Source organism: Pseudomonas sp. PVC-5-1 (assembly GCF_057444345.1).
Genome location: NZ_CM172024.1, coordinates 4,983,636 through 5,002,629, shown reverse-complemented (window position 1 = coordinate 5,002,629; position 18,994 = coordinate 4,983,636). Strand labels below are relative to the sequence as shown.

Here is an 18,994-nt window from a genome sequence, read left to right as displayed (position 1 = left end):
TTGTAGGAGCGGCCTTGTGTCGCGAAAGGGCCGCAAAGCGGCCCCCGGCCTGCAATTCTGTAGCTGAAATCGAGGGGCTGCTGTGCAGCCCTTTCGCGACACAAGGCCGCTCCTACAGGGGATCGTGTCAGGCCTGTTCGGGCAGTAGTCGGTCGCGGCTATTGGACAGGTGCAGGCACACCGCTGCCCGCGCCGCGTCCGGGTCCTGCCGGCGGATGGCATTGAGGATCGCCTCATGCTCGAGGTTGGCCAGGTACGCCTGCCGCGCCAGCTTCGCCCCGCTGCGTTCGGCCAGGGCCATGCGGTTGCGCGGGATCAGGCCGTTGCCCAGCTGCAACAGCATTTCAGTGAAGTACAGGTTGCCAGAGGCCTCGGCGATCAACAGGTGAAAGCGCCGGTCGGCCTCGATGCAGCTGTCGCCGGCGGCGGCCAGGTCCTGGTAGTCATCCAGCGCCTGGCGCATGCGCCTCAGGTGCCCCTCGTCACGGCGTAGCGCGGCCAGGGCGGCGGCCTGGCCTTCCAGGCCGATGCGCAGCTCCAGCAGGTCGCGCACATTCGCCGCGCTTTCCGCAGCGATGCGCAGGCCGGCCTGGGCCTGGCGCTCCATCACGAACGTACCGATACCGTGGCGTGGCTCCACCAGCCCCGAAGCCTGCAATTTCGACAGGGCCTCGCGGACCACGGTGCGGCTGACCCCATGCTCGCGCACCAGGCTGTTTTCCGAGGGCAACTTGTCGCCTGGCTTGAAGGTACCCAGCAAGATCTGTTGGGTCAGGCTGGAGACCAGGTCATGGGCACGGCTGTGGCCGCGTTTGTGGGCTTGTTCGGTGGCCATGGTGTGATCCGATTGTTGTTGTACTTGTACGACAAGTTAATCGATAAAAATATTTCTTGCCGATTTTTCCTGAGGTCAAGCCAGCGAGTAGTTTGTCTGTTTTTGCAAGATCGACGCATATAGTCTTTGCGGTGGCTTGTATTTTGTGATTTTGCCGATGTTGTTGATCTTGTCGTACAACTGCGCTGCGCATATGCTCCTCCCCACTGCCATGTCAGACAACCTCGACCCGCACAAAAACAATTAGTGGGAGATCCGCAAGTGAACGATACCCTCGCTCCGTCTGCCCGGAATGAAGGCGACGCCCTGGCCAGCGCCGTGGCCAAGGTCAAGCGCCACGTCCTGCCGCTGTTCGTCATCATGTTCATCGTCAACTACCTGGACCGCGTCAACATCGGCTTCGTCCGCCCCCATCTGGAAAGCGACCTGGGCATCAGCGCCGCGGCCTATGGCTTTGGCGCCGGCCTGTTCTTCATTGGCTACGCGTTGTTCGAAGTGCCCTCGAACATGCTGCTGCAGAAGGTCGGCGCAAGGCTGTGGCTGACCCGCATCATGTTCACCTGGGGGGTGGTGGCCACGGCCATGGCCTTCGTGCAGAACGAAACCCAGTTCTACGTGCTGCGCTTTCTGCTGGGGGTTGCCGAAGCGGGCTTCTTCCCCGGGGTGATCTACTACTTCACCCGCTGGCTGCCGGCCGCCGAGCGTGGCAAGGCGATTGCCATCTTCCTCAGCGGTTCGGCATTGGCGTCGCTGATTTCCGGGCCGCTGGCCGGCGCGCTGATGCAGATCCAGGGCCTGGGCATGCATGGCTGGCAGTGGATGCTGTTCATCGAAGGCATGGCCTCGGTGACGCTGTGCTTCTTCGTGTTCTTCTGGCTCGACTCCAGGCCGCAGGACGCCAAGTGGCTGAGCCAGGCCGAGCAGGAAGCACTGGTGGCCGCCATCGATCGCGAGCAACTTGAGCGCGAAGCGGTCGGCGCGGTCAGGCCATCGGCCTGGAGCCTGCTCAAGGACCGCCAGATCCTGCTGTTCTGCCTGATCTACTTCTGCATCCAGCTGACCATCTACGCCGCCACCTTCTGGCTGCCGAGCATCATCAAGCGCATGGGTGACCTCAGCGACCTGCAGGTCGGCTTCTTCAACTCGATCCCGTGGCTGATCTCGATCCTGGCCATGTATGCCTTCGCCGCCGGCTCGGCGCGCTGGAAGTTCCAGCAGGCCTGGGTCGCAGGTGCGCTGGTGATCGCTGCCATCGGCATGTTCATGTCCACCACGGGTGGGCCGGTGTTCGCCTTTGTCGCGGTGTGCTTCGCGGCGATCGGTTTCAAGTCGGCATCGTCGCTGTTCTGGCCGATCCCGCAGGGCTACCTGGATGCCCGCATCGCCGCAGCGGTGATCGCGTTGATCAACTCGGTCGGCAACCTCGGCGGCTTCGTCGCCCCCACCACCTTCGGCCTGCTGGAGCAGCAGACCGGTTCGATCCAGGGCGGCCTGTACGGCCTGGCGGTGACCTCGGTGCTGGCGGCCATTGCCATCTTCTTCGTACGCACTCGCCCAAAGGGCGCCCCTTCCGATGACCTCAAGGCCCCTTCGGCCCTGGGTCAGAGCCATTGATGACTGCGAGACAACAACCATGAACATGCAGACCCTTCACACCAGCACCCCCGTGGTCACTGATCTGCGCGTGATCCCCGTCGCCGGGCACGACAGCATGCTGCTCAACCTCAGTGGTGCCCATGGCCCGTTCTTCACCCGCAACGTAGTGGTGCTGCGTGACAGCGCCGGCAATACCGGGTTGGGCGAGGTGCCCGGCGGCGAGAAGATCCGCCAGACACTGGAGGACGCCCGCAGCCTGGTGGTCGGCCAGCCGATCGGCCATTACCAGCGCGTGCTCAATGCCATGCGCCAGACCTTCGCCAACCGTGACTCGGCTGGTCGCGGCCTGCAGACCTTCGACCTGCGCATCACCGTGCATGCGGTGACGGCCATCGAGTCGGCGCTGCTCGACCTGCTCGGCCAGCACCTGAACGTGCCGATGGCGGCACTGCTGGGCGAGGGGCAGCAGCGCGAGGCGGTGAAGATGCTCGGTTACCTGTTCTACATCGGCGACCGCCAGCAGACCGACCTTGCCTACCGCAACGAAGCCGATGCCGAGGATGACTGGTTCCGCCTGCGCCACGAAAAGGCCCTGACCCCGGACGCGGTGGTGCGCCTGGCCGAGGCCGCCAAGGCGCGCTATGGCTTCAGCGACTTCAAGCTCAAGGGCGGGGTGTTGCGCGGCGAGGAGGAGATGGAAGCGGTAACGGCGCTGGCCGAACGTTTCCCCGAAGCCCGCATCACCCTCGACCCGAATGGTGCCTGGTCATTGAAGGAGGCCATTGCCCTGTGCCGCGACAAGCACGATGTGCTGGCCTATGCCGAAGACCCGTGCGGTGCCGAGAACGGCTACTCGGGCCGTGAGGTGATGGCCGAGTTCCGCCGCGCCACCGGCCTGCCCACCGCCACCAACATGATCGCTACCGACTGGCGGCAGATGGGCCATGCGATCCAGTTGCAGTCGGTGGACATCCCGCTGGCCGACCCGCACTTCTGGACCTTGCAGGGTTCGGTACGGGTGGCGCAGATGTGCAACGACTGGGGGCTGACCTGGGGTTCGCATTCCAACAACCACTTCGATATCTCGCTGGCAATGTTCACCCAGGTGGCGGCTGCGGCGCCGGGGGAAATCACTGCGATCGACACCCACTGGATCTGGCAGGACGGTCAGCGCCTGACCCGCGAGCCACTGCGCATCGTCGACGGGCATGTGCACGTGCCGGCGCGGCCGGGGCTTGGGGTGGAGCTGGATGAAGACCAGTTGGCCAAGGCGCATGAGTGCTACCGCAACATGGGGTTGGGCGCGCGGGATGACAGCGTGGCAATGCAGTTCCTGATTCCGGGGTGGAGCTTCGATAACAAGCGGCCTTGCCTGGTGCGTTGAGGCATAGGGCCCTTTTGCGATTCCTGTTGCTAGTCCGGTGCTTCGAGCGTACCGGGCAGGCGTAGGCAGACGCCTGGCAACAGAGGCCCCGGGAGACCGGGGCTTTTTTGTGGCTGGCAGAAAGTGGTGATGGCTGCACCGGCCCTTTCGCGGGCTTGCCCGCTCCCACAGGTACACCACAGGTTTGAGGGGCGTGGAGTAACTGTGGGAGCGGGCGAGCCCGCGAAAGGGCCCGTACAGCCACAACACACTCAAATGAAAAACAAAAGCTCCAGACGGCCTGGTGACGGGATCGGGTATGCCATTCGCGACTTCTGACGTTAATGGGGATGCCCTGTCGTGATCGAACAGTTCCGGGGCGTTCTCGTGTAATTTCCCACAGCCCTGCGGGGCTTAAATGAAGCCCGACCTGCACTGACACGTTGCTCTGTGACGCGTGCCAAATATCAACAACAGAGCGCGAGTAACGTGTCGACTTATTGATTTCAAAGGAGATATTTTCGCCTACACCTGCCCGTCCATCCTTGTGTCAGTAAAAAGAGAACAACATCAATGAACACCGTGGGATCTGATGGCAACCTTGCACAAGGTTTCAAGCCACGTCACGTAACGATGCTGTCCATCGCCGGCATCATCGGCGCCGGACTTTTCGTCGGCTCTGGCCACGCCATCGCGGCAGCCGGGCCAGCTACCATAATTTCCTATTTCGTGGCCGGGACCCTGGTGGTACTGGTCATGCGCATGCTCGGCGAAATGGCCGTGGCACACCCGGACACCGGATCGTTTTCCACCTACGCCGAGCAGGCCATCGGCCGCTGGGCCGGCTACACCATCGGTTGGCTGTACTGGTGGTTCTGGGTACTGGTAATCCCGATCGAAGCGCTGGCCGCCGGGCATGTGCTGAACGCCTGGTTCCCGCAGGTGGACAGCTGGATATTCGCCCTGGCTTCGGTGCTGCTGCTGGCTGGTACCAACCTGTTCAGCGTGGCCAAGTACGGTGAGTTCGAGTTCTGGTTCGCCATTCTCAAGGTCACGGCCATTCTCGGTTTCATCGGCCTGGGTTTCGCCGCACTTATGGGCTGGCTGCCCAACCGCGAGGTCAGTGGCCTGAGCAGCTTGATGGCCGAGCACGGCGGCTTCGCGCCGAAGGGCTGGTCGGCCGTGGTTGGTGCGTTCATCACCGTGATGTTCAGCTTCATCGGCACCGAAGCGGTGACCATCGCCGCGTCCGAGTCGAGCGACCCGTCGCGCAACATCGCCAAGGCCACTCGCTCGGTGATCTGGCGCATCAGTACCTTCTACATCCTGTCGATCTTCGTGATCATTTCGGTGGTGCCGTGGAACGACCCGCAGCTGGCGGTGGTGGGTTCCTACCAGCGTGCGCTGGAAATCATGAACATCCCCAATGCAGCCTTCATGGTCGACCTGGTGGTGCTGGTGGCAGTGACCAGCTGCATGAACTCTTCGATCTACATTGCCTCGCGGATGATGTACTCGCTGGCCAAGCGCGGTGACGCACCGGCCATGCTCAACAAGACCTCCAAGGTCGGTGTGCCACGCGCTGCGGTATTCGGCAGCACGCTGATCGGCGCGGCCATTGCCATCCTCAATTACTTCGCGCCGAAGGGTGTGTTCGAGTTCCTGCTGGCCAGCTCCGGTGCTATTGCCTTGCTGGTGTACATGGTCATCGCGATTTCGCAGCTGCGCATGCGTCGTCGCCTGGAGCGGGAAAACACCGAGCTGAAGTTCCGCATGTGGCTGTTCCCGTACCTGACCTGGGCGGTGATCCTGTTCATTGGCGGGGCACTGGCGGTCATGATGTTCACGCCTGAACACCGGGCAGAGGTGAGCTCGACATTGGGCCTGGCGATCGTGATTTCCTTCCTGGGGATCGTGACCACGCGGGGCAATGCGCAGCCTGTGGGGGTGCGTTCGATGGGGTGAGTGAGTTCACCTGGCGGTAGGGCAAAGGGCACCAGTGGATGGGTGCCCTTTGTTTTTTCAGCCTTTCATCATCTTGATGTATCTGATTGCCGCCGGCGCTTTCTCGAAGCGCCGGTGGATCAGGCTAAGCCACGAGCTGGCCTGGCAGTCGACAATACGCCGGTAGTGCACCTGCGGCAGGCTGATGCGCTGCACCACCGATTCCGGCACCACTGCGATGCCTTGGCCGAGAGACACCAGGGTGATCACCGCCACCAGGCTGCCCGGCTGGGGGCCGAGCCTCGGGACGAAACCACCTTGTGCGGCCACTTCCAGCGTGCCGGAGATCTGTTCGGGCAGGATGAAGGTTTCATTGGCCAGGCGCGAGGCCGGGATCTGCGGCACTTCATTTATCCGTGAGCTGGCGGGCAGGGCGAGGACGAAACCTTCCTGGTGCAAGGCGATAGCTTCGAGTTCCTCGGGCAGCTCCATCGGCGAGCGCACATAGGCAAGGTCAAGCAGGCCGTCGCGGACCATGCCGGGCAGTTCGGCCATGGGCAGTTCGCGAATGTTCAGGCGTACGCGGGGGCAGGTTTCGCTGTAGCGGCTGACTTGCTGCTGGAGCATGCCCGAGTACGCGGCCGAAGCCACATAGCCCAGTTCGATGCGCCCGCTTTCGCCTCGAGCGGCCCGTTGCGCGCCCAGTTGTGCAGCATCGAACTGGCGCACGGCATGTTCGGCCTCGATCAAAAGCGCCTGGCCCGCTGCGGTGAGGTTGACCTCGCGCTGGTTGCGCTCGAACAGGCGCACGCCCAGTTCGCGCTCCATGTCCTGGATCTGCCGGCTGAGCGTGGGCGGGGCGATCCCCAGCTGTTCGGCGGCACGGGTGAAATGACCGTGGCGGGCGACGCAGAGGAAGTAGCGGAAATGGCGGATTTCCATGGGTGTTACCTGCAGGGTAATGACGCGAGCCGCCGTGGCTAACAAGCCTGGGGGCTGGTGGCGTTATGGTGAGGCCAACACTACAAGGCTGGTGGCTTGGCGGCAAAGGCTGCCTGGGAATTGCAGGGGACCGCTTTGCGGTCCATCGCTGGCAAGCCAGCTCCTACAGGTATTGCGCAATCCTTGAAGGCGGTGCGGTCCCTGTAGGAGCTGGCTTGCCTGCGATGGGCTGCAAGGCAGCCCCGGCGATTTGACCAACCAGCCCTGCATCCGGAGCCTCACCATGCCCTCTGCGCGTTTCACCCTGCTCACCGCCTCCCTGGTCTGTGCCCTGATCATCCTCGACACCAACATCGTCGCGGTCAGCCTGCCCAGCATCGCCCGCGACCTGTCCGGCTCGTTTGCCGATATCGAATGGGTGGTCAGCGCCTACCTGCTGGCCTTTGCCGCCTGCCTGCTGCCCGCTGGCAGCCTGGCCGACCGCTTTGGCCGCCGCCGCATGCTGCTGCTCGGCCTGGCCCTGTTCGGCCTCGCCTCGCTGGCCTGTGGCGCGGCGCCCAACCTGCTGTTCCTCGACCTGGCCAGGGCAGCCAAGGGCGTTGGCGCGGCATTGCTGCTGACCTCGGCCCTGGCCGCGATCGGCAACCGCTTCCACCAACCCCAGGAACGCATGCGCGCCTGGGCCTTCTGGGGCGCCTGCATGGGCGCCACCATCACCTTTGCGCCGCTGCTGGGCGGGTTGATCGCCAGCACCCTTGGCTGGCGCTGGATCTTCTACATCAACCTGCCGTTGGTGGCAGTGCTCGCAGTGATGGTGCTGCGCAGTGTCGAAGAGTCCCGTGACAGCGCTGCGGCCCGGCTCGACCCATGGGGAAGCCTGACTTTCGCCGGCAGCCTGGGTTACCTGATCTGGGCAATGATCGATGCCAACCAGGTGGGCTGGGGCAGTGCGCAAACCCTGGGACGGCTGGTGATCAGCGCCTTCCTGTTCGGCCTGTTCGTCATGGTCGAGCGCAGCCAGGAACGGCCGATGATCGACCTGCGGCTGATGCGCAGCGGGCGCTTCGTTGGCGCCTTGCTGGGGATGTTTGCCTATGCTGCCTGCGCCCAGGTGATGATGACCCTGCTGCCGCTTTACTTGCAGAACGGCCTGCAGCTGTCGGCCCTGGCCGCAGGGGCGGGCATGCTGCCGTTTGCCGTGGCCATGCTGCTGACGCCACGCCTGGGCATGCGTCTGGCTGCACACTTGAGCCCGGCGCAGGTATTCGCACTCGGCCTGGTTTTGGTCGGGGCGGGTAACCTGCTGTGTGCCTGGGCCACTCAGCAAGGCGGTTACGGTACATTCGCCCTAGCAAGCCTGGTGCTGGGTGCTGGTGCCGGGCTGCTGAATGGCGATACGCAGAAGAACATCATGGCTTGCGTGCCGCGTGAGCGTACCGGCATGGCTTCGGGGTTGAGTACAACCACGCGGTTCGGGGCGATCGTGCTGGCCATCGGTGGGTTGGGTGGTGTGCTGGCTGCACGTAGTGGGCAGTTGCTGTATGAGGCCATGGCTGCCGTGGCGCCTGGGCAATCGGGCCAGGTTTCCGCGATGGCTACCCGGGTTGCCGCGGGTGATTTGCAGGCGGCGTTGGCGTTGCTTGAGCCCAGGTTGCGGGAAACGGTGGCACCCTTGGCCCGCCAGGCGTTCATCGGGGGCTTCGAAGCCGTGTTGCAGGTCGCCGGTGTGGCGGCGCTGCTGTTCGCGATGCTGGTTGGCGTGTTGCTGAGCCGGCCGCTGCCGGCCGTGCCGGAAGTGTTGCTGGCTGATAGGGAATCATGAAGCTGGCGGCGGGCATCACGACCTGGCGACTGGGGCGACCAGCGCTTGCTGTCACTCACGTGGTGGAAGCCGTGTTTGGGTTGAGAGACCGGTGAAGAGCAAACCGGCGCAGGGAGTATCTTTGGGAAACGCCCTATGCGGAAAAGCCTGATTCTGACTTTGTGGGCTCGCACAACCCAAAATCCAGGCACAAAAAAAGACGCCCGAGGGCGTCTTCTTCTTTGGAATTTGGTGGAGCCGGGGGGATTTGAACCCCCGTCCGCCAGTACTCCGCTGTCGGTACTACATGCTTAGCCGTGTCTACTGAGTTAATCCGCAGCCGCCCGACGGGCAGGGTGCTTTGGACGAGTTGGGTAAGTTTTAGTCGCTTTGCCCCCAACGTGCTACACGACGATCCTGTTCTGTATGACAATCATTTCGGGTTTACAGGCATCCCCTGATGATTGCTGGAGCCGAAGCTACCAGAAGGTCGGGCTCGGCTGCTTACGCAGCGAGAGCGTACTCCGCCTCGAAGTTTTCGTCATTGGCAACTATAGAAAGTTGCAACAGTGGATTTACGAGTTCTGTTACCAACTCGGCATGCACCTAGAGTTTCGCTACCGGCGTCGAATCCTGATCGGCCCCACACTAGCTCTAAGCTAACGCACCTTACGGTACGTGAGGCTGAGTATACGCCATTGCGCGGGCGACGTCGACAGCCGGTCCGGTCGCCCGCTTTTGGGCTCACGCGCCGCTACCGCCGCCGCTGGTGCCGCTGCCTTTCTCCGTTTTTTCCAACCGCTCCAGGACTTTGCTGGTGATGGCGATGCATTCCTTGGTGTCCCCCGATGCCTGGGCAGCCTTGGCTTTGTCGACGTGCTCGGTGATGGCCTTGTCCAGGCCTTCGGAGGTGGCGCCGGCGGTGGCCATGCTGTCGTCGATCTTTTGCAGGTTGGCAGTGCAGAGGTCTTCGGCGGCGAACACCGGCGAAGCCAGCAGGGTGGCGGCCGCGAACAGGGCCGAAAGCGCGGTACCTTTCATGGGAGTCTCCTTCTTGGCCTCTGGAAGGTGGGCCTGTAAGGATGGACTGTGGAGGATTGGCGGGGGTTCAATCGGATGCTGGCGGGGGATGGCACCGGCTTTGCCGGTGTTCGCGGCTGAAGCCGCTCCTACAGGTAGGGCGTGCGCCCAAAGCCGGCGCGGTCCCTGTGGGAGCGGGCATGCCCGCGAAGCAGGCTGCGCGGTGTATGGCACCGGCTGCGCCGGTGTTCGCGGGCTTGCCCGCTCCCACAGGGATTGCGGCAGCTATCAGGTTTTGCGTTAAACGGTCATATGCTGCGTGGCCGGGTGACGCGGTCTACCAGGTAGACCAGCCCGTGGTAGTCGATGCCGCTATGGCTGGACAGGCCGATCTCGCAGGTGCGGCTGGTGGAGATGCCTTCGCTGCAATATTGCACCGCATCCTTCAGGCTGCGCAGCGAGTGGGCGTTGAGCTCGGGGGTGGTGAAGCCTTTGTCACCGGCAAAGCCGCAGCAATGTATGCCCTCCGGGATCACCACCTGTTTGCTGCACCGCCGCGCCAGGTCGATCAGCGCCTGGCTTTCGCCCAGGTGCTGGGTGCTGCAGGTCACATGCACGGCCACTGGTTCGTCCTGGGGGGTGAACTCCAGGCGCTCGAGCAGGTGGGTGCGGATGAAGCGCACTGGGTCGTACAGGTCCAGCCGGGTGTCGCCCAGGTCCTGCACCAGGCGCAGAGTGCAGGGGCTTGTATCGCAGTAGATAGGGTCGAGGCCGCCGCGGCTGGCGTGCAGCAGGGCGGCAAGCAGTTCCTGGCGTTTGTGTTCGGCCTGCTCGGGGTAGCCCTTCGAGGCGAACGGTTGGCCGCAGCACAGGCTGTCGGCGTTGTCAGGGAACACCACCTGGTAGCCGGCCTTTTCCAGCAGGGCACGGGTCTTGTCCAGCAGCGAACTCTGCTCGCGGTCGGCATAGGCCGGGCCCATCACCCGCGAGACGCAGGCAGCCAGGTACACCACGCGAGGGCGGGCGTCGTTGCTGGCCGGGCCGAAGTCCAGTGGGCGCAGTGGTTGTGGCATCGCCGGGGTCCACTTTGGCAGGCGGCCTTTGCTGGCTTTGTTCAGCGAGGCGCTCAGGCGGCCCAGGCGTGGGGCGCCGAGCAGCTTGCGTGCGGTATTGGCGGCGGTCAGGGTCAGGCGCGCGCCGCCCAGGGCGGTGTGGAAGTGTTCGGCCAGCCAGTCGGCGGTTTTTTCGTGTTCGGCGGCCTGGCTGCGCAGTTTCTTCACCAGTTCGCCGGTGTTGATGCCAACCGGGCAGCGCTGGGCGCACAGGCCGGTGGCGGCGCAGGTGTCGATGCCCTGGTACTGGTAGGTCTGGCGCAATTCCCGGGTGTCGATGCCGGCGCGCTGTTTGGCCTGGATGTCACGCCACATGACGATGCGCTGGCGTGGGCTGAGGGTCAGGCCTTTGGAAGGGCACACCGGTTCGCAGAAGCCGCACTCGATGCACTTGTCGACGATCTCGTCGGCAGCGGGCAGCGGCTTGAGGTTCTTCAGGTGAATGTCCGGGTCTTCACTGAGCACCACGTCAGGGTTGAGGATGCCGTTGGGGTCGAGCAGGCGCTTGAGCTTCCACATCAGTTGATAGGCGTCGTGGCCCCACTCCAGCTCCACGAACGGTGCCATGTTGCGCCCGGTGCCGTGCTCGGCCTTGAGAGAGCCGCCGAACTCCACCGCGACCAGTTGCGCCACGTCGTCCATGAAGGCCTGGTAGCGTGCGACTTCCTCGGCGCTGTTGAAACCCTGGGTGAAGACGAAGTGCAGGTTGCCTTCCAGGGCGTGGCCGAAAATGATCGCTTCATCGTAGCGATGCTTGTCGAACAGCTGGATCAGGCGGTTGACGCCTTCGGCCAGTTGCTCGATGGGGAAGGTGACGTCTTCGATGATGACGGTGGTGCCGGTCTGGCGTACGGCGCCGACGGCGGGGAAGGTGTCCTTGCGGATTTTCCACAGCTGGTTGTACACGGCGGGGTCTTCGCTGAAGTCCACCTGCTGTTCCAGTGGGAAGTCGGCGATCGAGGCCATCACCTGTTGCAGCTGTTCATGCAGCAGGCTCTGGCTGGCGGCGCGGGATTCGATCAGCAGGGCGCAGGCGTTGTCCGACAGGCCTTTTACCCACAGTGGCATGCCGGGCATGTTCTGCACCGAGCGAAGGCTGCGGCGGTCGAGCAGTTCAACGGCCGAGACCGGCTGGCGCTTGAGCACGGTCACCGCGCGGCAGCAGCTTTCCACGCTGGGGAAAACCAGCAGTGCGCTGGCTTTGTGCGGGTGGTCGGGCACGGTGTCGTAGGTGACGGCACTGATGAAGCCCAGGGTACCTTCGGAGCCGACCAACAGGTGCTGCAGGATATCCAGCGGTTGGTCGTAGTCCACCAGTGCGTTCAGCGATAGGCCAGTGGTGTTCTTCAGCCGGTATTTGTGCCGGATGCGCTCGGCGAGTGCAGTGTTGGCGCGGGTCTCGCGGCCCAGGCGGGCCAGTGCTTCCAGCAGGCCGGCGTGACTGGCCTCGAACGCGGCGACGCTGGCCGGGTCTTCGCTGTCCAGGCGCGTGCCGTCGGCCAGCACCAGGCGCAGGCCGGCCAGGGTGTGGTAGGTATTCTGCGCCGTGCCGCAGCACATGCCGCTGGCGTTGTTGGCGACGATGCCGCCGATCTTGCAGGCGTTGATCGACGCCGGGTCGGGGCCGATCTTGCGCCCGAAGGGAGCCAGCCAGGCATTGGCCTGGGCGCCGATGACGCCGGGCTGCAGGCGGATCTGCTCGCCTTGGCCGCGGATTTCGCGGCCGTTCCAGTTATCGCCCAGCACGATCAGTACCGAGTCGCTGATGGCCTGGCCGGACAGGCTGGTGCCTGCGGCGCGGAAGGTGACCGGCACCCGCTCGCGCTGGGCCAGTTTGATCAGGCCGACCACTTCGTCTTCTGACTCGACGCGCACCACCAGCTTGGGGATCAGCCGGTAGAAGCTGGCATCGGTGCCGAAAGCCAAAGTGGAGGTGGGGTCGTCGAAGCGGCGTTCGGCGGGGATCAGGCGCTCGGCATCACGCAGGAACGCGGCGGGCAGGCTCATGCAGTCTCCTCGCGGGGCCGTGGCGTCTGTGCGCCCCATGCCCCGGGTCAATCAGGCGGTCGTTCTTGCGGGCGGTCAGGCGCCCAGTTCGCGTACCAGCGAGTCGCGGGTGATCTCGCTGATCGACTTGGCGCCGGTCAGCACCATCGCTACGCGCATTTCCTTTTCGAACAGCTCCAGCAGGTTTTTCACCCCGGCCTGGCCGTGCACGGCAAGGGCGTAGAGGAAGGCGCGGCCGATCAGTACGGTGTCGGCGCCGAGGGCGATCATGCGCACCACGTCGAGGCCGCTGCGGATGCCGGAATCGGCGAGGATCTTCAGGTCACCTTTGACCGCATCGGCAATTGCCGGCAGGGCGCGGGCACTGGACAGCACGCCGTCGAGCTGGCGACCGCCGTGGTTGGACACGACGATGCCGTCGGCACCGAACCTGACCGCATCGCGGGCGTCATCGGCATCGAGGATGCCCTTGATGATCATCGGGCCATCCCAGAACTCGCGGATCCACTCCAGGTCTTTCCAGGAGATCGACGGGTCGAAGTTGTTGGCCAGCCAGCCGATGTAGTCGGCAAGGCCGGTGGGGTTGCCACGGTAGGTGGAAATGTTGCCCAGGTCGTGTGGGCGCCCCATCACGCCGACATCCCATGCCCATTCGGGGTGGGTCATGGCTTGCAGCACGCGGCGCAGCGGGCCGTTCTTGCCGCTCATGCCAGAATGGGCGTCGCGGTAGCGGGCGCCGGGTGTCGGCATGTCGACAGTGAACACCAGGGTCTTGACCCCGGCGGCCTTGGCCCGCTCCAGGGCGTTGCGCATGAAGCCGCGGTCCTTCAGCACGTACAGCTGGAACCACATCGGCCGGTCGATGGCCGGGGCCACTTCTTCGATCGGGCACACCGACACCGTGGACATGGTGAACGGAATGCCGTGGGCCGCCGCCGCACGTGCCGCCTGCACTTCGCCACGGCGGGCGTACATGCCGGTGAGGCCGACCGGGGCCAGGGCCACCGGCATGCTCAGGGTTTCGTCGAACAGCTTGGTCTGCAGGCTGAGCTCGGACATGTTCTTCAGCACGCGCTGACGCAGGGCAATGCTGGCCAGGTCCGAGACGTTGTGGCGCAGGGTGTGCTCGGCGTAGGCGCCGCCGTCGGCATAGTGGAACAGGAAGGGAGGCAGCTTGCGTTGGGCCGCGGCGCGATAGTCGGTAGAGGCAGAAATGATCATGGATTCTCGCAGCGTTGCGTGTGGGGATTGCCGGGCGCGCGATGGCGCCCGGCCCCTTTCACTTTAGTGATGAACCAGCATGCCGGTCAGCCAGTAGGCCTGGATCAGGGTGATCAGGCCGACGATGGTGGCGAAGAACAGGCTGTGCTTGACGGTGAAGCGGAACAGGTCGGATTCCTTGCCAACCAGGCCGGTGGCGGCGCAAGCCACGGCGATCGACTGCGGCGAGATCATCTTGCCGGTCACGCCGCCGCTGGTGTTGGCCGCTACCAGCAGAGTGTCGTTGACCCCGATCTGGTGCGCGGTGGTGGCCTGCAGCGAGCTGAACAGGGCGTTGGACGAGGTGTCGGAACCGGTCAGGAACACACCCAGCCAGCCGAGGAACGGCGAGAAGAACGGGAACGCGGCACCGGTACCGGCCAGCACCAGGGCCATGGTCGAGGACATGCCCGAGTAGTTGGTGACGAAGGCGAAGGCCAACACCATGCCGATCGACAGGATTGGCCAGCGCAGCTCCCAGAAGGTTTCCTTGAAAGTGGTCAGACCAGTTTTGAAGTTGATCTTCAGCACGGCCATGGAGATCAGCGCCGAGAGGAAGATCGCGGTGCCGGTGGCAGAGATCGGGTCGAGCTTGAACACCGCTGGCATGGCGGTTGGCGCGGCGACGATCGGTGCGGTTTTGATCACCAGTTGGTCGAGGTGCGGGATGGCGAAGTTGAACACGAAATTGTACATCGCGCCGCCCGGGGCGAAGGCCGCCTTGAACGGTTTCAGGGTCCAGATGGTGACCAGCACGGTGAGGATCAGGAACGGCGACCAGGCCTTGAAGATCTCGCCAAAGCTGTAGGGGCTTGGTTGGCTGCCGCTTGGCTGGACCACGGCGGCACCGACGCTGCCCTTGGCTTCGGCGAACGAACGCTTTGGCTGCCAGACTTTCAGGAACAGGGTCAGGGCGATCAGGCTGGCCAGGGCCGAGGTGATGTCCGGAAGCTCCGGGCCGATGAAGTTCGAGGTGAAGTACTGGGTGACGGCGAAGCTCAGGCCGGCGACCAGGGCGGCAGGCCAGGTTTCCTTCACGCCACGCAGGCCGTCCATCATGAATACCAGCCAGAACGGTACGAACAGCGACAGCAGCGGCAGCTGGCGACCGGTCATGGCGCCAATGTGGAAGGCGTCGATACCGGTGACCTGGCCGGCCACGATGATCGGGATGCCCAAGGCGCCAAAGGCCACTGGCGCGGTGTTGGCGATCAGGCACAGGCCGGCGGCATACAGCGGGTTGAAGCCTAGGCCCACCAGCAGCGCGGCAGTGATTGCCACCGGTGCACCAAAGCCCGCCGCACCTTCCAGGAAGGCACCGAAGCAGAAACCGATCAGCAGCACTTGCAGGCGCTGGTCGTCGGTAATCGACAGCACCGAACTGCGGATCACTTCGAACTGGCCGCTCTTGACCGTGAGTTTGTACAGGAACACCGCGGCAACGATGATCCAGGCAATCGGCCAGAGGCCGTAGAGGAAGCCATAACCTGCAGCGGCGAATGCCATGTCGACAGGCATCTGGAAGGCGAAGATCGCCACCAGGATCGACAATGCGAGGGTGATGCTGCCGGCCACGTGGCCTTTGAGGCGGAACACCGCGAGGGCAAGGAAGAAGAAGACGATGGGGATGACCGCCGCCAGTGCGGACAGGCCAAGACTACCAAGCGGACTATAGATTTGTTGCCAGGTTTGCATATGGGGTGGCCCCTAATTGTTGTTGGTCAGGCACTGGCATTGGATAATTGGTAAGACCAATTTACAATGGCTGGGCGCTAGGTTAAAAGCGTCTTCGTGGGTGTGTCAATTTGTCCCGTGCAAAACTTTGGTCGTGTGCCGATGAGTGGGCATCTGATGGGCGGGGAAAATCGTCGGCTGGTGGGTGTTTGCAAGGCACGGATCGGCGAGAATAGGCGCCCCCTGAAATCTGCCTGGGGTTTGTGGAGAGCATGTGATGGTTTTTGATCAGGTCCGCCAACGGCGCCTGTCCGACGACATCGTCGATCGGTTGGAAGGGATGATTCTGGAAGGTACGCTGACGTCTGGTCAGCGGCTGCCGGCCGAGCGCGTCCTTGCCGAGCAGTTCGGCGTGTCCCGCCCATCACTGCGTGAGGCGATCCAGAAGCTGGTGGCCAAAGGGCTGCTGGTCAGCCGCCAGGGTGGGGGCAATTTTGTCGCCGAGTCTCTGGGGTCCACTTTCAGCGACCCATTGCTGCAACTGCTTGAGCACAGTGCCGAGGCGCAGCGTGACCTGCTCGAATTCCGCCATACCCTGGAGGCGTCCTGCGCCTACTACGCGGCCCAGCGCGCCACCCAGCCGGACCGGGCGCGCCTCAAGGCGGCCTTCGATGCGCTGCAGGACTGCTATGCCAGGGCCGACGAAGTGACCCGGGCGGAGGAGGGCGCGGCTGATGCGCGCTTCCACCTGGCGATTGCCGAGGCCAGCCATAATGCCGTGTTGCTGCACACCATTCGGGGCTTGTTCGACCTGCTCAAGCGCAACGTGGTGACCAACATCGGCGGCATGTACCAGCAACGGACCGAGACCCGGGACATGCTGATAAGTCAGCACCGGGAGCTGTACCTGGCGATAGTCGAGGGCAGGGCGGAGGATGCGCGGGAAGTGTCCAGCCGGCACATTCTGTATGTGCAGGAGGTGCTGGAAGAGGCGCATGAAGAAGCGCAGCGAGTGGCGCGGGCGGAGCGGCGTAGCGGGCGTTGAGATCGGTGTTGGATTCTTCGCGGGCTTGCCCGCTCCTACAGGATATGCGCCGGACTCGAAGGCGGCGCGATACCTGTGGGAGCGGGCGAGCCCGCGAAGAGGCTAAGAAGAGGTATTACTCTTCCTTGCCCTTGTTTCGCACAGCCCGCTGCAGCTCGCGGTTGGAATCGCGTTCGCGCATGGTGTCGCGCTTGTCGAATTCCTTCTTGCCCTTGCCCAGTGCGATTTCGCACTTGATCAGGTGCTTGCTCCAGTACAGCGCCAGGGCCACGCAGGTGTAGCCTTTTTGCGCCACGGCCGCTTCCAGCCGCTCGAGCTCGCGCTTGTTCAGCAGCAGCTTGCGAGTGCGGATGGGGTCGGCTATGACGTGGGTGCTGGCCGTGGTCAGCGGGGTGATGTGGCTGCCGAACAGCCAGGCCTCACCGTCCTTCAGCAGCACGTAGCTGTCAGTCAGGTGCGCCTTGCCGGCTCGCAGGCTTTTTACTTCCCAGCCGGACAGGACCAGCCCGGCCTCGAACTTGTGTTCGATGAAGTAATCGTGTCGCGCCTTCTTGTTCTGCGCGATGGTCCCGGTCGGATGTTTCTTTTGTTTAGCCATAGGGGCGGCATTATAGGCAGTCGCCGCGTCGTCGGCTATGGGATTTCGGTGTGCTTGAGCCACTGCAATGAATACCGGACAATACAGCCCCTGTCTTTGCGACAGAACCTGTTTTCGGCACGCTGCGAAGCGCCGCCACCCAGCCTTGGAAGTGATGCCTGGATGACTACCCATATTCAACGCTCCGCCCTGCTGCCGTATCCCGCCCAGGCGCTCTATGATCTGGTCAACGATGTGGCCAGCTACCCGCAGTTTCTGCCTTGGTGCTCGGCCTCGACGGTGATCGAAGCCAGCGACACGCACATGCGTGCCAAGCTCGAAGTGGCCAAGGGCGGCATGAGCCAGCACTTCGTCACGCGCAATTTACTGGTGCCGGGGCAGTCTATCGAGATGAACCTGGAGGAGGGGCCGTTCACCCAGTTGCATGGCCTTTGGGTATTCAAGCCGCTGGGTGAAAAGGCCTGCAAGATCAGCCTGGACCTTTCGTTCGACTATGCTGGCCCGCTGGTGCGCGCGACTTTGGGGCCGCTGTTCAACCAGGCGGCAAATACGCTGGTGGATGCCTTTTGCCAGCGTGCCAAGCAACTGAATGCCTGACTGAAACAGCGGCAACAAAAAGCCCGGACCAGGTCCGGGCTTTTTGTATCTGCTCGCCGCTTATTGAGGCGAGGTTTCCAGCGGCGCTGGAGTCGGGACCGGGGTGGTCTCGATGGTGTCGATTTCGCGCTGGATGGATTCTTCCACCGAACCTGGCTTGGCCGGTTTTTCTTCAGGCTGCGCGGTTGGCTGCTCTGGCTGGTTGGCCGGGCTGACCGTGGTGTCGCTGCTGCCGCCGAGGATTTCCTGGTCGCGGCTGACGCCTGGCATGAAGTCGCCGGACAGGCTCACCAACTGGTCGCTTTCGTTGAAGAACACGCTCATGCGTTCTTGCTGGCGTTTGCCGCCGCCTGGCTGCAGGCTGTACAGGTAATCCCAACGGTTGGTGTTGAAGGTGTCCTGGATTAGCGGGTTACCCATGATAAACCTTACTTGCCGGCGGGTCATTCCGGGGCGCAATTGGTCTATCATGTCTTGCGTAACGACATTGCCCTGCTGGATGTCGATTTTGTAAACCCCGGGAAACGAGCAACCGGCGAGTGCGAGCAGTCCCACTAGGGTGAGGCTGGTTAGCAAGAGCTTGGTGTTTTGCATCGGTGGGCGACTTCCACTATCTTGGCTGGACAACGTAAACCCCGATCATACCCGTATTAAGAGAAGCTGCGAAGCAGCATCGGCGAGAAAGCTGACCATGGTTGAAAATAGCGAATTGCGCAAAGCCGGTCTCAAGGTGACCCTGCCTCGAGTCAAGATCCTTCAGATGCTCGACTCTACCGAGCAGCGTCACATGAGCGCCGAGGATGTCTACAAGGCGCTGATGGAGGCTGGCGAGGACGTGGGCCTGGCCACCGTCTACCGCGTACTGACCCAGTTCGAAGCGGCGGGTCTGGTGGTTCGCCACAACTTCGACGGCGGTCATGCGGTGTTCGAACTGGCCGATGGCGGTCATCACGACCATATGGTCAATGTGGAGACCAGTGAAGTCATCGAGTTCATGGATGCCGAGATCGAGAAACGCCAGCGCGAAATCGTGGCCGAGCATGGCTACGAGCTGGTGGATCACAATCTGGTCCTGTACGTACGTAAAAAGAAGTAACGATTTTTATCGTTATGAATGACAAAGGCGACCTTCGGGTCGCCTTTGTGCTTTCTGGGGCTGGAAGTGTGTTGTCGGTGCTGGCCTCTTCGCGGGCACGCCCG

The 18,994-nt window shown here is 63.3% G+C and carries 15 protein-coding genes and 1 other RNA gene; 7 read left to right on the top strand and 9 right to left on the bottom strand.

Annotation, left to right across the window (positions count from 1 at the left end):
* Positions 1–127 precede the first annotated feature (127 nt).
* Positions 128–835, bottom strand: coding sequence for a FadR/GntR family transcriptional regulator (locus AC2T3R_RS22870; RefSeq protein ID WP_486744303.1), 708 nt, complete (start codon positions 833–835; stop codon positions 128–130).
* Between the two features lie 261 nt (positions 836–1,096).
* Here AC2T3R_RS22870 and AC2T3R_RS22865 point away from each other — a divergent pair, with 261 nt between their 5' ends.
* The 3 genes from AC2T3R_RS22865 (at position 1,097) to gabP (ending at position 5,759) form a co-directional block, all read left to right on the top strand.
* Complete coding sequence (locus AC2T3R_RS22865) at positions 1,097–2,449, top strand: MFS transporter (protein ID WP_410952205.1); 1,353 nt, start codon at positions 1,097–1,099, stop codon at positions 2,447–2,449.
* Between the two features lie 19 nt (positions 2,450–2,468).
* Positions 2,469–3,815 (top strand): glucarate dehydratase, encoded by a 1,347-nt coding sequence (gene gudD, locus AC2T3R_RS22860; RefSeq protein ID WP_015271908.1) that lies wholly within the window; start codon positions 2,469–2,471, stop codon positions 3,813–3,815.
* A gap of 552 nt (positions 3,816–4,367) precedes the next feature.
* Positions 4,368–5,759, top strand: coding sequence for a GABA permease (gene gabP / locus AC2T3R_RS22855; RefSeq protein ID WP_003258117.1), 1,392 nt, complete (start codon positions 4,368–4,370; stop codon positions 5,757–5,759).
* Positions 5,760–5,816: 57 nt separating this feature from the next.
* Here gabP and AC2T3R_RS22850 read toward each other — a convergent pair whose 3' ends face one another.
* Complete coding sequence (locus AC2T3R_RS22850) at positions 5,817–6,680, bottom strand: LysR family transcriptional regulator (protein ID WP_054573613.1); 864 nt, start codon at positions 6,678–6,680, stop codon at positions 5,817–5,819.
* Between the two features lie 283 nt (positions 6,681–6,963).
* On the opposite strand from AC2T3R_RS22850, the gene AC2T3R_RS22845 reads away from it, so the two are divergent.
* Entirely contained in the window at positions 6,964–8,502 is a 1,539-nt protein-coding gene (locus AC2T3R_RS22845; RefSeq protein WP_486744302.1) for an MFS transporter, read from the top strand.
* Between the two features lie 229 nt (positions 8,503–8,731).
* On the opposite strand, the gene ssrA is transcribed toward AC2T3R_RS22845, so the two are convergent.
* The 5 genes from ssrA to AC2T3R_RS22820 form a co-directional block, all read right to left on the bottom strand.
* Positions 8,732–9,126: a transfer-messenger RNA gene (ssrA, locus tag AC2T3R_RS22840) on the bottom strand.
* Positions 9,127–9,225: 99 nt separating this feature from the next.
* A complete protein-coding gene (locus tag AC2T3R_RS22835) occupies positions 9,226–9,522 on the bottom strand; it encodes a hypothetical protein (RefSeq protein WP_013974305.1) in 297 nt (98 codons plus the stop codon).
* A 287-nt stretch (positions 9,523–9,809) separates the two neighbouring features.
* Complete coding sequence (locus AC2T3R_RS22830) at positions 9,810–12,620, bottom strand: FAD-binding and (Fe-S)-binding domain-containing protein (protein WP_410952202.1); 2,811 nt, start codon at positions 12,618–12,620, stop codon at positions 9,810–9,812.
* A gap of 75 nt (positions 12,621–12,695) precedes the next feature.
* The gene (lldD, locus tag AC2T3R_RS22825) at positions 12,696–13,841 is read right to left on the bottom strand and encodes an FMN-dependent L-lactate dehydrogenase LldD (RefSeq protein WP_013974303.1); all 1,146 of its coding nucleotides are present in this window, start codon (positions 13,839–13,841) and stop codon (positions 12,696–12,698) included.
* Between the two features lie 63 nt (positions 13,842–13,904).
* Complete coding sequence (locus AC2T3R_RS22820) at positions 13,905–15,575, bottom strand: lactate permease LctP family transporter (RefSeq protein ID WP_015271872.1); 1,671 nt, start codon at positions 15,573–15,575, stop codon at positions 13,905–13,907.
* A 256-nt stretch (positions 15,576–15,831) separates the two neighbouring features.
* On the opposite strand from AC2T3R_RS22820, the gene AC2T3R_RS22815 reads away from it, so the two are divergent.
* On the top strand, positions 15,832–16,599 hold the full coding sequence (locus AC2T3R_RS22815) for an FCD domain-containing protein (RefSeq protein WP_013974301.1): 768 nt from the start codon (positions 15,832–15,834) through the stop codon (positions 16,597–16,599).
* A 115-nt stretch (positions 16,600–16,714) separates the two neighbouring features.
* Here the strand turns inward: AC2T3R_RS22815 and smpB are convergent, their stop codons facing one another.
* Positions 16,715–17,197 (bottom strand): SsrA-binding protein SmpB, encoded by a 483-nt coding sequence (smpB, locus tag AC2T3R_RS22810; protein ID WP_013974300.1) that lies wholly within the window; start codon positions 17,195–17,197, stop codon positions 16,715–16,717.
* A 162-nt stretch (positions 17,198–17,359) separates the two neighbouring features.
* Here smpB and AC2T3R_RS22805 point away from each other — a divergent pair, with 162 nt between their 5' ends.
* On the top strand, positions 17,360–17,794 hold the full coding sequence (locus AC2T3R_RS22805) for a type II toxin-antitoxin system RatA family toxin (RefSeq protein ID WP_410952201.1): 435 nt from the start codon (positions 17,360–17,362) through the stop codon (positions 17,792–17,794).
* 60 nt (positions 17,795–17,854) lie between these two features.
* On the opposite strand, the gene AC2T3R_RS22800 is transcribed toward AC2T3R_RS22805, so the two are convergent.
* Positions 17,855–18,388, bottom strand: coding sequence for an outer membrane protein assembly factor BamE (locus tag AC2T3R_RS22800; RefSeq protein WP_015271871.1), 534 nt, complete (start codon positions 18,386–18,388; stop codon positions 17,855–17,857).
* A gap of 97 nt (positions 18,389–18,485) precedes the next feature.
* On the opposite strand from AC2T3R_RS22800, the gene fur reads away from it, so the two are divergent.
* Positions 18,486–18,890, top strand: a complete 405-nt coding sequence (gene fur / locus AC2T3R_RS22795) for a ferric iron uptake transcriptional regulator (RefSeq protein ID WP_015271870.1) — start codon at positions 18,486–18,488, stop codon at positions 18,888–18,890.
* Positions 18,891–18,994 lie beyond the last annotated feature (104 nt).

Bases quoted from the DNA above. Each gene is read 5' to 3' on its own strand.
- AC2T3R_RS22850 (WP_054573613.1), bottom strand. From the start codon at position 6,680: ATGGAAATCCGCCATTTCCGCTACTTCCTCTGCGTCGCCCGCCACGGT.
- lldD (WP_013974303.1), bottom strand. From the start codon at position 13,841: ATGATCATTTCTGCCTCTACCGACTATCGCGCCGCGGCCCAACGCAAG.
- AC2T3R_RS22815 (WP_013974301.1), top strand. From the start codon at position 15,832: ATGGTTTTTGATCAGGTCCGCCAACGGCGCCTGTCCGACGACATCGTC.
- AC2T3R_RS22835 (WP_013974305.1), bottom strand. From the start codon at position 9,522: ATGAAAGGTACCGCGCTTTCGGCCCTGTTCGCGGCCGCCACCCTGCTG.
- AC2T3R_RS22805 (WP_410952201.1), top strand. From the start codon at position 17,360: ATGACTACCCATATTCAACGCTCCGCCCTGCTGCCGTATCCCGCCCAG.
- AC2T3R_RS22820 (WP_015271872.1), bottom strand. From the start codon at position 15,575: ATGCAAACCTGGCAACAAATCTATAGTCCGCTTGGTAGTCTTGGCCTG.
- smpB (WP_013974300.1), bottom strand. From the start codon at position 17,197: ATGGCTAAACAAAAGAAACATCCGACCGGGACCATCGCGCAGAACAAG.
- gabP (WP_003258117.1), top strand. From the start codon at position 4,368: ATGAACACCGTGGGATCTGATGGCAACCTTGCACAAGGTTTCAAGCCA.
- AC2T3R_RS22845 (WP_486744302.1), top strand. From the start codon at position 6,964: ATGCCCTCTGCGCGTTTCACCCTGCTCACCGCCTCCCTGGTCTGTGCC.
- AC2T3R_RS22800 (WP_015271871.1), bottom strand. From the start codon at position 18,388: ATGCAAAACACCAAGCTCTTGCTAACCAGCCTCACCCTAGTGGGACTG.
- AC2T3R_RS22870 (WP_486744303.1), bottom strand. From the start codon at position 835: ATGGCCACCGAACAAGCCCACAAACGCGGCCACAGCCGTGCCCATGAC.
- fur (WP_015271870.1), top strand. From the start codon at position 18,486: ATGGTTGAAAATAGCGAATTGCGCAAAGCCGGTCTCAAGGTGACCCTG.
- gudD (WP_015271908.1), top strand. From the start codon at position 2,469: ATGAACATGCAGACCCTTCACACCAGCACCCCCGTGGTCACTGATCTG.
- AC2T3R_RS22830 (WP_410952202.1), bottom strand. From the start codon at position 12,620: ATGAGCCTGCCCGCCGCGTTCCTGCGTGATGCCGAGCGCCTGATCCCC.